General features: G+C 67.7%; 9 protein-coding genes and 1 tRNA gene. 2 read left to right on the top strand and 8 right to left on the bottom strand.

Annotated features, from left to right (window positions below):
• Positions 1-34 precede the first annotated feature (34 nt).
• The 3 genes from nusG to MRBLWO13_RS09915 all read right to left on the bottom strand — a co-directional run bounded on the left by nusG (position 35) and on the right by MRBLWO13_RS09915 (position 1,501).
• Complete coding sequence (nusG, locus tag MRBLWO13_RS09925; RefSeq protein WP_341973815.1) at positions 35-1,072, bottom strand: transcription termination/antitermination protein NusG; 1,038 nt, start codon at positions 1,070-1,072, stop codon at positions 35-37.
• A 43-nt stretch (positions 1,073-1,115) separates the two neighbouring features.
• The gene (secE, locus tag MRBLWO13_RS09920) at positions 1,116-1,388 is read right to left on the bottom strand and encodes a preprotein translocase subunit SecE (RefSeq protein WP_341973814.1); all 273 of its coding nucleotides are present in this window, start codon (positions 1,386-1,388) and stop codon (positions 1,116-1,118) included.
• 40 nt (positions 1,389-1,428) lie between these two features.
• Positions 1,429-1,501 (bottom strand) — tRNA-Trp (locus MRBLWO13_RS09915).
• 178 nt (positions 1,502-1,679) lie between these two features.
• Between MRBLWO13_RS09915 and MRBLWO13_RS09910 the strand changes: the two genes are divergently transcribed.
• Complete coding sequence (locus MRBLWO13_RS09910; RefSeq protein WP_341973813.1) at positions 1,680-3,524, top strand: HSP90 family protein; 1,845 nt, start codon at positions 1,680-1,682, stop codon at positions 3,522-3,524.
• Positions 3,525-3,550: 26 nt separating this feature from the next.
• Positions 3,551-6,349, top strand: coding sequence for a hypothetical protein (locus MRBLWO13_RS09905; protein WP_341973812.1), 2,799 nt, complete (start codon positions 3,551-3,553; stop codon positions 6,347-6,349).
• 79 nt (positions 6,350-6,428) lie between these two features.
• On the opposite strand, the gene MRBLWO13_RS09900 is transcribed toward MRBLWO13_RS09905, so the two are convergent.
• Genes MRBLWO13_RS09900 through MRBLWO13_RS09880 form a run of 5 tightly spaced genes read right to left on the bottom strand, consistent with a single transcriptional unit; the run spans position 6,429 to position 13,130 of the window.
• Positions 6,429-7,793, bottom strand: a complete 1,365-nt coding sequence (locus MRBLWO13_RS09900) for an NAD-dependent succinate-semialdehyde dehydrogenase (RefSeq protein WP_341973811.1) — start codon at positions 7,791-7,793, stop codon at positions 6,429-6,431.
• 20 nt (positions 7,794-7,813) lie between these two features.
• Entirely contained in the window at positions 7,814-9,289 is a 1,476-nt protein-coding gene (locus tag MRBLWO13_RS09895) for an NAD-dependent succinate-semialdehyde dehydrogenase (protein ID WP_341973810.1), read from the bottom strand.
• A 30-nt stretch (positions 9,290-9,319) separates the two neighbouring features.
• Positions 9,320-10,864 carry an APC family permease gene (locus MRBLWO13_RS09890; RefSeq protein WP_341973809.1) on the bottom strand — a complete coding sequence of 515 codons (1,545 nt, stop codon included), beginning with the start codon at positions 10,862-10,864 and terminating at the stop codon, positions 9,320-9,322.
• On the bottom strand, positions 10,864-11,748 hold the full coding sequence (locus MRBLWO13_RS09885; RefSeq protein ID WP_341973808.1) for a universal stress protein: 885 nt from the start codon (positions 11,746-11,748) through the stop codon (positions 10,864-10,866). Before MRBLWO13_RS09885 ends, MRBLWO13_RS09890 begins: the two co-directional genes overlap by 1 nt.
• On the bottom strand, positions 11,748-13,130 hold the full coding sequence (locus tag MRBLWO13_RS09880) for an NAD(P)/FAD-dependent oxidoreductase (RefSeq protein ID WP_341973807.1): 1,383 nt from the start codon (positions 13,128-13,130) through the stop codon (positions 11,748-11,750). The genes MRBLWO13_RS09885 and MRBLWO13_RS09880 overlap by 1 nt, the downstream gene beginning before the upstream one ends.
• Positions 13,131-13,219 lie beyond the last annotated feature (89 nt).

Below are 13,219 nucleotides of genomic sequence, written 5' to 3'. Positions count from 1 at the left end.
CCGAAAGGGACGGCCGTTCTTGACGAGAAGACTCTCAGTTCATCTTGGTGACCTGGTCGAACGACAGCTCGACCGGAGTCTCGCGCTCGAACAGGGAGACGAGCACGATGAGCTTGCCACTCTCCGGCTTGATCTCGCTGATCGAACCGGGAAGACCCGCGAAGGAGCCTTCCTTGATCGTGATGGTCTCGCCGACCTCGAAGTCGACCTCGGCCGGCAGCGGACGAGCGACGGCGAGTCCACCCTTGGAGGCGATGTTCTTCGCCGTCGGGATGTCCTTGACCTCGACGAGCGACTTCAGCATGTTGAAGGCTTCTTCGAAGCGCAGCGGCGTCGGGTTGTGCGCGTTGCCGACGAAGCCGGTGACACCGGGCGTGTGGCGAACGACGGACCAGGTGTCTTCGGTGAGCTCCATGCGCACCAGCACGTAGCCGGGGATGCGCACGCGAGTGACCATCTTGCGCTGGCCGTTCTTGATCTCGACGACGTCCTCCATCGGGACCTCGATCTGGTAGATCTCGTCCTCGACCTCGAGCGTCGACTTGCGCTGCTCGATGTTCGCCTTGACCTTGCGCTCGAAGCCGGCGTACGAGTGGATGACGTACCACTTGCCCGGCAGCATCCGCAGGTCGGCGCGGAACGTCTCGTACGGATCGGCCTCCGCGTCGTCTTCGTCTTCTTCGTCGTCGTCGGATGCCGGAGCATCCTCGTCGCCGTTCACGTCGGGGCCGTCGTACGGTGCGACCTCGTCCGCCGCGGCGGCCTCGAGGTCGGCGGCCTCTTCGGCCACAGAATCATTGAGGACCTCAGCGGCAGCTTCAGTTTCAGCCGCTTCGTCCAGGTTGAGAGCGTCGTTCACGATCGCGTCCGCCTCCGGGTCTTCGTCAATTTCGATGTCATCATCGATGTCGTCTTCGTCGTCTTCACCCTCGATGTGCAGGGCGACGTGCTCTGCCGAGGTGACTGCGAGCTCCTCTGCGGCGAGGACGTTGCCCTCCTGGGCCTCATCCTCTTCGCTGGACTGCTCTGCGGCTGTCGCCCAGTCGGCGTCGTCGGAATATCGTTCAGACACGTTGTTTCTTTCCAATCACTGCGGCGCGAGCCGCGGGGTGTCATCAGCCAGGGATTCCGAACACCCAGTGCGTGACCCAGGCGAACAGGTTGTCCAAGCCGTACACGATTCCCATGACGATGAGAACGAAGACGAGCACCACTGCGGTGAACTTGAACAGCTCCTTGCGGGTCGGGGTGACGACCTTGCGCAGCTCGGAGATGACCTGACGGATGAAGAGGGCGATCCCGCCGAAGAACCTCCCGAAGGCGTTCTGCTTCTTCTCACGGGTGGCGCCGGCCGCGACGACCTCGCCGCGCGGTTCGTCCTGATCCATCCTGAATGTACCTTTCGTGTGCCAGCGTTGCGCTGACGCGCAGGGCGGACAGGAATCGAACCTGCAACCTGCGGTTTTGGAGACCGCTGCTCTGCCAATTGAGCTACCGCCCTAGAGACCCGGAAGTCTCGGGAGCCTGCGCCCCGCCGCCAGAACTGCGATCAGGAGATCCCAGGCACGGCGGAAGAATGCAGACAACAACTGCGGTTCAAGCATACGGCATCCGCACGCCGGTCTCGAACCGGGGCGCTCGTTCCGCCTCACGACAATGTTGTTAGGCTCAGCGAGCGAATGCAGTGGGAGGGTGGACACGTGGGTGCGGATGTGCAGCAGTTCCAGGTCGATCTGCGCGGAGTCGTCGACCTGCTCAGCAGGCATATCTACTCGAGCCCTCGCGTCTACCTGCGTGAGCTTCTGCAGAACGCCAGAGATGCCATCACCGCCCGGAACGAGATCGACGGCGGCGGCGGTCGAATCCGGATCACGCCCCTCACCGAGGCCTCCGGAGAGTTCGTTCTGCGCGATGACGGCATCGGCCTCACCGCCGCCGAAGTCGCCGACCTGCTCGCGACCGTCGGGCGCAGCTCCAAGCGCGACATCTTCGACCTTCCTCGCAGCGATTACCTCGGCCAGTTCGGCATCGGCCTGCTCAGCTGCTTCATGGTGGCCGACACCATCGTGATCCGCTCCCGCAGCGCCCGTGGCGGACCGGCCGTGGAATGGACCGGGTCCGCCGACGGCACATTCCGGGTCACCGAGATCGACGACGACCTTCCGATCGGCACCAGCGTGCATCTCGTTCCTCGTTTCGATGCGGACGAGCTGCTGCGACCGGCGGCTGTGCACGAGCTGGCGACGACCTTCGGCGAGTTCCTCCCTGTGCGCATCACCGTCGACACTCGCGCCGGCGGTGTCGACATCACCCGCGCTGCCCCGTTTCTCGATGCGGCGACCGACCCGGATGCCGCGGTGCAGTACGGCCGCGATCTGCTCGGCGCCGTCCCCCTCGATGTCATCGAGCTGACCGAGCAGGCCACCGGTACCAGGGGCCTCGCGTACGTCCTGCCGTTCGCGCCGCCGCCCGGTGCACGGCAGGCGACGAGAATGTACCTCGGCCGTATGCTGCTCTCCGAACGCGTCGAGGACGTACTCCCCGACTGGGCGTTCTTCGTCCGCGCGGCGATCGACTCCACCGGCCTTGCCCCGACGGCGAGCCGAGAGGCGCTCGTCGAAGACGCGGCGCTCGAACGGGTGCGCGAGCAGCTGGGCGCCGGCATCCGCCGCTGGGTTCTCGAACTCGGACTGCGTGAACCGCACCGTCTCGCCCAGTTCGTGGCCGTGCATGAGGTCGGCCTGAAGTCGCTGGTGCGCCACGATCACGAGCTCGCCCGGTTCATCACTCGATGGCTGAGCGTCGAGACCACACACGGAACGATGCAGATCGGCGACCTCGTCGAACGCTATCCGCACATCCGCTACGCGCAGACGGTCGACGAATTCCGGCAGGTCGCCGGCATCTCACCCGGCTCGGAAGTGCTCGTCAACGGCGGCTACCTGTACGACGCCGATCTGATGCGGATGCTGCCGGATCTCTACCCGCAGGTCACCGTGGAAAAAGTCGACGTCACCGGCGAACTGGACCGACTGGACCCGCCGCCCCTCGACGATCGCGAGGCGGCTGTCGCGCTGGAAGGGCGAGCGGGGGCGGTCCTTTCGGCATCCGGCTGCTCCGTGATCGTGCGTTCGATCGACCGACCCGAGATGCCGGCGCTCTACGTCGCCGACCCCGAGGTGCTGCGCGCGATCGACCGCAGCCGCACCAAGGGCATCACCGGTTCGCTCTGGGGCGGTGTACTCGACCGCATCGACGACACCCTCGCCGCGGCACGCGGTGACGACGTCACGGCGCGCCTGTGCCTGAACTGGTCGAATCAGGTCGTGCGCGCCCTGGTTCGCGTGCGCGACGATGCCGTGTTCGCGCGCACCCTGCAACTCCTCTACATCCAGGCGCTCCTCGCCGGGCACCATCCGCTCACCGATTCCGACCGCTCGCTGATGTCCAGCGCGCTGGCCGACCTCGTCTCCCTCTCCGCCGGGATCGAGGGAGACCGGATCTCCTTCGATGGAACCCGCTGAGGCCGTCAGCATCCGAAAGGACCACCATGGCTCGTCCTAAGAAGCGCTTCCAGCAGTTGATCGAAGAGATCGACCGCACACCCTGGGGGCCTGCTGAGCAGGCCCTGATCTCGGAGGCCGTCACCCTTGCCATCGAGATCGGCGACGACCGCCTCGAGTACGAGGCGCGGATGCGTCAGACGGCATCCGCGAACATGAACGGCGCGACGGACGTGATGTTGAACTCGTTCGCCTGGTGCCTCGCTCGCCACGATGCGAACCCTCAGCGCTTCCCCGCCGATCTCGACAACGGCAGCGCGGACCTGATGTGGCAGTTCAAGTGGATGGCGGCGTCGCTGCGCTCATCCCCCGCGTTCTCGCAAGAACAGATCGCCGCGGTGCTGGACGACATGGAGGCGCACTATCTGAAGGCGGGACTGGGCGTGAGCGGCGTGCTCACCGCTCGTTTCGAAGATGCGTGGGACGCCGGCCGGATGTCCGAGGCCGAAGCCCTGCGCGTGCAGCTGGAGGCGACGCCCCGCGATGAGCACAGTCATTGCGATGCCTGTGGGCGCAGTCAGTTCGCCGGATTCTTCGCCGAGACCGAGCGCGACGCCGACGCGATCCGACTCGTGGAGGAGATGATCGAGGGAGGCTTCTCCTGCGGAGAGGAGCCGGAGCACGCTCTGTCCAGGGTGCTCCTGCCCTATCTGCGGGCCGGACGCGGTGACGATGCGAAGACCGCGCACCTGCGCAGCTACCGCCTCGCACAGGACAATCGCGACAACCTGCAGATCGTCGCGAACAACATCATCTTCTGCGCCGTCACCGGCAACGAGGCGCGCGCGCTCTCGCTGGTGGAGCGGCACCTGTCCTGGCTCGCTCACGACGGCCTCAACGTGGATGCGCACTTCGCGGCGCTCGCGGCGTTCGCGCTCGCCCTGGACAGCGTGGTCGCTGCGGGCCACGGCGAGACACCGGTGCGCGGAGCCGAGGCATCGGTGCTGACGCCGTTCTTCGGAGCTCACGAGGGGGCCTGGAGCGCGGCAGAGCTGGCTGCGGCCGCATGGGCGGCAGCCGAACGGATCGGCAGCGACTTCGACCGTCGCGACGGCACCGATGGCCACTCGAGCCGGCTCACCGCGATGCGCGCGCTCGGCGACGTGCGTTACGACGTGCCGATCCGCTCGGATGCCTTCGTCGCGCCGAGTGCCGCGGCCGTTCCGGCCGACGCCGAGGCCTGGTACGAGCGGGCGATGAACCTCGGGCAGTACGGGGCCGAGCAGGAATCGCTGGCCGCGATGCCCCGCGCCCTCGAGATCGAAGACGACGGCAAACGGGCACAACTGCTGTCACTGCAGATCGGGATGCTGGTCGGTCTTGATCGCGCCGACGAGACCGAGCCGCTGCGCACGGAGCGCATCGCGCTGCTGCGCGCCACGGGCAAGGAGGCACAGGCCGACCTGGAGGAGCGCCTCGGCCTGGCGACGTTCGGCGTGGACACACCGGAGAACGCGGCTGCCCTCGATCGCGAGCTCGAAGGGGCGGATGCTCTGCCGGCGTGGAGCCGTGGCGACGTGGCATTCAGTCGCGCCTCGCTGCACCTGCGAGGAGATGATCCGGACACCGCGCTCGAGCTCCTCGAGAAATCCGCTCGCGCCTTCGCCGAGGCCGGGGATGCCCGGTTGGTCAACACCACCACCCTTCTCGCCGTCTCCGCACTGCTGCACAAGGGCGAGACCGACGCGGCGACCGCACTCCTCGATCGGCTCGTGACCCAGGACGACGTCAGCGACGGCCACCGCGCCCACGCGATGGAAACGCGGGCGCGCATTCACGGGGGCAACGGATCGTTCGTCGCGGGGGCGACGGACGCCGACGAAGCCTGCCGGATTCTCGCCGGACTCGGTGCAACGAGAGCGCTCGCCGGCGCCCATCTCCTCGCTGCTGCCCTCTGGGAGGACGCGGACGAACCGGAGAAGGCCGTATCGCGCTACCGCCTCATGTCGCGGCTCATCAGCCAGGACGGCGGCGATGTCACCGGAGCGAATTTCCGTCTCGCCCGAGCGATGCTCAAGGCCGGCGACGCCGAAGAAGCCGCCGAGCTGTTCGGGGAGGTGCTGAAACTCGAGGAGCAGGCCGAGGTTCCGGCCGGTTCCCGCGGAATGACGGTGTCGTTGCTGGCGCGGTCGCTGAGCGCCGCCGGCGAATTCGGACAGGCCGTCGCCGCCTACGGTTACGCCGCCCAGCTCTTCGGCGAGGCCGAGGAGCACGCCGATCACGCGATGTCGCTGGCGGCTCAAGCCAAGATCCTCGCGCGGTTCGACGAGCAGGACGATGCGATCGAACTGCTCGAGAGGGCGGCGGAGATCGTGCGGCGCGCCGACGATGCACTCGGCGCGCTGACCGAGGTCCTCCATGACCTCGGTCAGGTCTACGGCAGCAGGCAGGACGAACGCGCGTTCGCGTTGTTCGACGAGGTCGCCGCCCTCGCGAAGGAACACGAGGCCGACTGGCTCCTCTCCGATGTCACCGACTCGCGGGGCCGAGCCCTCGCCGAACTCGACCGGGTGGACGAGGCCGTCTCGGCCGTGCTCACCGCCGCCGACGGGTTCGCGGGACTCGGAGATCTCGGCTCAGCCGGCGGATCCGAGTTGTTCGCCGCCCGGCTGCTCGCCGGGAAGGATCGGGCGGCCGATGCCGTCCCGATCTACCGCAACGCCCTCGAGCATGGCGCGGACGCTCCACAGCTGCGTCAGGTCGCGGCCCTCGAGCTCGGCGACGTGCTCGAGCGGCTCGGTCGACACGATGACGCCGCCGAGGTTCGGGCACTCATCGAGAGTTGAGCGTCCGGCCCACACGGCCAAGAAAGGACGGAAGGGGCGGATGCCGTGCATCCGCCCCTTCCGCCCTTCGAGAACCCGCTCAGCCGATGCGGATGAGCTTCTTGTTCACGAACTCGTCGGCGGCGAGGTGGCCCAGCTCGCGAGCAGTGCCGCTGCGCTTGATGCCGCCGAACGGCAGCTCGGGGCTGTCGGCGAGCACGAGGTTGACGTAGACCATCCCCGCCTCGATCCTGTCTGCGACGCGCTCGGCCTGCGCGGCATCCGTGGTGAACACGTACGAGCCGAGGCCGAAGGTGGTGTCGTTCGCCAGCGCGACCGCAGCGTCCTCGTCGGCCGCGCGATAGACCACCGCGGCCGGCCCGAACAGCTCCTCGTGGTACACGTTCATCGCAGGGGTCACGTCTGCGAGCACGGTCGGCGCGAAGAACGCACCATCGCGGGTGCCGCCGGTGAGCAGCGTGGCGCCCTGAGCGACCGCCTGGTCGATCTGGGCCTGCAGATTCGCGGCCGCGGCCTCGGAGGAGACCGGTCCGAGCACGGTGTCCTCGAGCATCGGGTCCGACGGCGTCGCGGCGGCCATCGCCGCCGTGAACTTCTCCACGAACGCGTCGTAGAGGTCGTCGGCGATGATGAAGCGCTTCGCGCCGTTGCATGCCTGGCCGTTGTTGTCGAGGCGGGCATCGACTCCGGCCTGCACGGTGGCGTCCAGATCGTCGCTGGAGAGCACGATGAAAGGATCGGAGCCTCCAAGCTCCAGGGCGACCTTCTTCAGGTTGCGTCCGGCGACCTCCGCAACGGCAGCTCCGGCGCGCTCCGAGCCGGTCAGCGAGACGCCCTGCACCCGCGGGTCGGCGATCATCGTCGCGATCTGCTCGTTCGTGGCCAGCACGTTCTGGTACGCACCTGCCGGGAAGCCCGCGTCGCGATAGATCTCGGCGATGGCGTTCGACGACTCGGGGCACTGCGGTGCGGGCTTCAGCAGGATCGTGTTGCCCACGATCAGGTTCGGGGCGGCGAAACGCACGATCTGGTACGCCGGGAAGTTCCATGGCATGATGCCGATGAGCGGTCCGAGCGAGGAGCGGCGGATGATCGCCGAGCCGTCTCCGAGAATGGCGATCGACTGGTCGGCCATGATCGCCTCGGCCTGATCGGCGTAGTACTCGGCGATGTCGGCCGCGAAGTCGACCTCACCGAGTGCCGCCTCGCGCGGCTTGCCCATCTCGCGCACGAAGATGTCAGCGAGATCCTCCCGGCGTTCGCGGTGCAGCTCGGCCATCCGGCGTACGAGCGCTGCGCGCTCGGCGACGGTCGAGGAGCGTGACCACTCGCGGTGCGCGGTGTCGGCGGCGGCGACGGCCTCCTCGATCTGCGCATCCGTGAAGGTGTCGAAGGATGCCAGGGTCTCCCCCGTAGCCGGGTTGATGACGGCGTAGTCAGTCATTTCTCGTCCTCTCTGAGCTTTCAGGCGACCGGGATCAGCGTGTACTTCGTGGACAGGTACTCGTGAATGCCCTCGGCACCGCCCTCGCGGCCGACTCCGGACTGCTTGACGCCGCCGAAGGGAGCAGCCGCGTTCGAGACGACGCCCACGTTGAGCCCCATCATGCCGGTCTCCAGCTTGTCGATCATCCGCTGTCCGCGCTGCAGGTTCTCGGTGAACACGTAGGACACCAGACCGTATTCGGTGTCGTTGGCGAGGCGCACGGCCTCCTCCTCGGAATCGAACGTGGCGATCGCGAGCACCGGGCCGAAGATCTCTTCGCGGAGGATGGCGCTGCCGGCCACGACATCGGTGAGCACCGTCGGCTCGTAGAACGATCCGACGCCGGCCACGGCCTTGCCGCCGGCGAGCAGGGTCGCGCCGCGCTCGACAGCGTCGCCGACGAGTTCCGCGGCCTTCGACACGGCATCCGCATCGATGAGCGGGCCGATGGACACGCCGTCTTCGGTGCCACGACCGATCTTCATCGCCTGCACCCGCTCGGTCACCCGACGCGCGAATTCCTCGGCGACGGATGCCTGCACGATGAAGCGGTTGGCCGCGGTGCACGCCTGGCCGATGTTGCGGAACTTCGCTGCGAGCGCGCCGTCGACGGCCTTGTCCAGGTCGGCGTCCTCGAACACCACGAACGGAGCGTTGCCGCCGAGCTCCATCGAGACGCGCAGCACACCCTCGGCCGCCTGCGCGATGAGCTTGCGCCCGACCTCGGTCGAACCGGTGAACGACAGCTTGCGCAGGCGCGGGTCGGCGATGATCGGCGCCGACAGGGCGCTCGAACGCGAGGTCTGCACGACGTTGACCACACCGGCAGGCAGGCCCGCCTTCTCGAGCAGAGAGACGAAGAACATCGTCGTCAGCGGCGTGAGCGCCGGCGGCTTGATGACCACGGTGCAGCCGGCCGCGAGCGCGGGGGCGATCTTGCGGGTCGCCATCGCGAACGGGAAGTTCCACGGCGTCACGAAGAAGGACGGACCGACCGGACGCTGAGAGACGACCATGTGGCCGGTGCCCTCCGGGTTGAGCCCGTAGCGGCCGTTGATGCGCACGGCTTCCTCGCTGAACCAGCGGAGGAACTCACCGCCGTAGCCGACCTCGCCGCGGGCCTCCGCAAGCGGCTTGCCCATCTCGAGCGTCATCAGCAGCGCGAGGTCTTCCTTGTGCTCCTGCACGAGGTCGAAGGCGCGGCGAAGGATATCGCTGCGGGTACGGGGGGCGGTCGCCGCCCAGCCGTCCTGTGCGGCGACAGCGGCATCGAGTGCGCGGATGCCGTCGGTCGGCGTGGCGTCGGCGATCGTGCGGATGACGGCGCCGGTGGCGGGGTCCTGCACATCAAAGGTTCCGCCGGTCTCGCCATCCGTCCACTGGCCGCCGATGAAGAGGCCGGTGGGGACGCGTTCGAGCAGCGCCTGCTCGGCGGATGCGGTCTGAGTGCTCATGGAAGTCTCTTTCTGTGAGGGAAGCGGAAGTCAGCGACGGCGACGGCTGGGCGGCGCGTCCATGCTGAGGGTCTCGCCGCGGAAGAACGCGGGACGACGGATGGCCTGCCAGATCATGATCGCGATGCCGGCGACGATGATCACCATGCCGAGGATGAACACGATCCCGATGCCGCCGATCTGCGAGCCGGATCCGTAGGCCGGGTCCATCGAGTCGATCAGGGTGGTGAAGAACAGCACCCCGAGGATGACTCCGCCGACGAGCGGGAACAGGAACGTGAAGAAGAAGTTCCGTGCCGAGTCGAACCACTGCTTGCGGAAGTACCAGACGCAGGCGAACGCGGTGATGCCGTAGTAGAAGCAGATCATCATCCCGAGGGTGAGGATCGTGTCCCACAGGGTGTCTTCGCTGACCACGCGCATGACCGCGTAGAACGCGGAGGCGACGATGGCCGAGACGATCGTCGCGTAGCCCGGCGTGAAGAATCGCGGGCTGATCTTCGCGTACGACTTCGGCAGTGCGCCGTAGTGGCCCATCGCGAGGAGCGTGCGAGCCGGTCCGACGAACGTCGACTGCAGGGACGATGCGGAACTGGTCAGCACGGCCAGGGAGACGAGGAACGCGAGCGGTCCGAGAACGGGACCGGAGAGGTGGAAGAACACGTTCTCCTGGATGTCCTCGTTGCCGAGCCCCAGCTCCCCTGTACCAACACCGGCGAACATGATCATCGCGACCGCGAGGAGCAGGTACAGCGTGACGATCGTGATCACGGTGAGGGTGGCTGCGCGTCCGGGAGTCTTCTCCGGGTCCTTGGTCTCCTCGTTCATGGTGAGGGTGACATCCCACCCCCAGAAGATGAAGATCGAGAGCGAGAGGCCGGCCGCGAGCGCGCTGAACGACGAGACGGCGAACGGGTTGAACCAGTTCAGGTCGAAGGGCTGGAAGTCGAAGCCGTTCCCGCTCACCGCCTGCACGATCGCGGCACCTGCGAACAGCACCAGGACGAGGATCTGGAAGCCGACCAGCCAGTACTGCAGCTTCTGCGTGGTCTGCATGTCGCGGTAGGAGATCCAAGTGGCACCGAGCATGAACAGCAGGGTGACGCCGATGTTGATCCAGGTGACGCTCGCGAGATCCGCGATGGTCGCGTCGCCGGTGATCTGCGACAGCAGCAGGAACAGGAAATCGACCGCGACGCCGGCGAGATTCGACAGCACCAGGATCGTGGCGACGACGAGTCCCCATCCGGCCATCCAGCCGATCCACGGTCCGAATGCGCGCGTCGCCCAGGTGAACGACGTGCCGGAATCGGGCATCCGGTTGTTGAGTTCGCGGTACCCGAACGCGACGAGCAGCATCGGGATGAAGCCGACCAGGATGATCGCCGGGATCTGCGCACCCACCTCGGATGCGGTGGGGCCGATGGCCGCGGTGAAGGTGTACGCCGGGGCGATGCAGGAGATGCCGATCACGATGGCACCGATGAGGCCGACCGTACCGGCGCTCAGCCCCTTGCGGGAGATCCCGCCGGTCACTCCGGATTCGGGCTCCGTCGCCCGCTCTGTGCTGGACATCAGAGGTCTCCTGCTTCGGCGCGGGTGCGCGGGACGACGATCACGGGAACGGGCAGTTCGCGCAGCATCTTCGCTGCGGTGGAGCCCAGGAAGAGTCGGCGCGGCTGGGCGAGCCGACTCGAGCCGACGAGGATGACCTCGCCGGGAAGCCAGGAGAGGTGTGCGACGGCGTCTTCGACGCTCTCGCCCGGCGCCTCTTCGATCTCGGCGGTGCGGCCGTCCGGGAGGAGTTCGGTCGCGACGGCGAGCACATCGTGCGCATGCGCGTTGCCGACCAGGCGGATCGCGCCGGTGTCGAGGCCGGGCGGCACGTCGAAGGGTACGAGCGAGACCAGCCGGAGATCGGTGCCGCTGTCCGCCGCGATGGCGACGGCCTCGTCGAGCAGGGCGTCTGCTCCTGGCCGCTTACCGACGGCCACGGTGACCCGCGGGACGACGTGATCGTCCTGCCGTGCGGTACCGACGGGGGCGAGCGCGACCGGGATGGTCGAGGAGTGCAGGAGTTCGGATGCGACGCTGCCGAGGCGGTGCCGGCCGAAGAGGCCGCCACCGGCTGCTCCGACAACGATCAGGCGAGCCCCGAACTCCTCGCCGGCGGCGATGAGCCCTTCGGCGAACGACTCCGCGAAGCGGACGTGCCCGCTGCGGGTGAGCTCCTGCGGAAGCCGGATCACGGCGTCGTTGAGCCACTGCCGGCCCTGAGCGCGGATGTGGTCCTCATAGGCGCGCTCCGGTGGCACTCCGGCGCTGCGCGTGCCCTCCGTCGGGAGAACGATCACCAGGTGGAGGGTCGCACCGAGGCTGCGGGCGAGTCGCGCGCCGAGCGCGGCGGCATCGGCCCCGGCATCCGTCGCCGTGTAGCCGACGACGATGGAGCCGGTCATCAGCCGACCTCGACCGAGGCGACGGCTTCACGGCTGGCCGCGAGGATGCTGGACGCCGCCAGACGGCCCATGCGGATCGCACCGTCGACGTGCTGGTATCCGGCGCCGGCCATGTCGCTGCATGCGAAGTGGATCGGGCCGACAGCGGCACGCAGGTCGGCCCCGTAGCGGTGCAGGCCTCCCATGTCGAAGCTCGCCGCGTACGCGCCGCGGGTCCACTCCTCGCTGCCCCAGTCGCTCTCGTAGTACACGACGGGGTTCTTGGCTTCGGGTCCGTAGTAGTGCGAGAGGGATTCCAGGATGCGCTCCTTGCGCTCCTCGGCGGACAACTCGAAGACGCCGTCGGCGGTGTTGTCCGACACGAAGCCGACCAGCGTGCCGCGCTCGTCACCGTGGTTGGTGTTGTCGTAGGCCTCGTGGCAGATCTCGTACGGGCTGAACGCCGTACCGGAGAGACCGCCTTCGCGCCAGAACGGCCGTTCGTAGACGGCGTGCACCTTGATCACGAAGCCCATCGAGATGTGCTGGTGCATCTGGTGCTGGCGGCGCGGCAGCGGCGGCACGAACGAGATCCGGTTGTACAGCACCGGCGCGTGCGCGAGGATCGCGAAGCGTGCCTTCACCGTGTAGTCGGCGGTGGTCGCGGTCACCCCGTCATCGCCCCATGCCAGGCTTCGCACCGGCTGGTTCAGGATGACGTCGTCCCCGAGTCGCTCGGCGAGCAGGAGCGGCACCTGCTGGAGCCCTCCGACGACGCGCTTGTCGAGGATGAAGTCCGCATCGACGAGGTTCGAGTAGGAACCGGCAGATGCCGCCATCAGCAGGGACTGCAGCAATGAGAACGCGTGGGTCGGCTTGGTGAGCATCGCAGAGCCGGTCGCGAAGGCGAGGTTGCGGACGGCCTCGTCGTCATCGGTCTGCGCGCGCAGCCACGCATCCCAGGTGACGGAGTCCCACTCCGCGGCGTTCGGATGCTCCCACGGGCGGTCGGGGTCGATCTCGGCGACCATCGCATCGAGGCGGTCCGTGATCTCGGCGATGACGCCCTCGGTCGCGGCGGAGACCGGGAACATCTCTCCCGTGAAGCGCGAGACGGTGCCGTCCGGACCGACGTAGACGCTGTCGCCGTCGCGGTAGCGGCTGAAGGTCTCCAGCCCCAGCTCGCCGACCGTGTCGATGAGCGCGTCCTGATCGGGCGATACCCACTGTCCGCCGATCTCCAGCATCGCGCCGTCGATGACGTCGGTCCAGAGTCGTCCGCCGACACGGTCCCGAGCCTCGAGGACGGCGACCGAGAGGCCGGCCTTCCGCAGGTCGTTCGCCGCCGTGAGCCCTGCGGCTCCGGCGCCGACGATGAGCACATCGCGCGTGATCTCAGCCATCTGCAACTCCTTCATTGAATGTGCCGGCTTCATTGAATGTGCCGGTCGCGACCCGTAATCCCCCGACCCGGGTCGCGACCGGACGTCTC

The sequence above is a fragment of the Microbacterium sp. LWO13-1.2 genome, from assembly GCF_038397725.1.
Classification (GTDB): domain Bacteria; phylum Actinomycetota; class Actinomycetes; order Actinomycetales; family Microbacteriaceae; genus Microbacterium.
The sequence above is the reverse complement of the archived record's forward strand: the minus strand, read 5'-3'. Positions and strand labels throughout refer to the sequence as shown.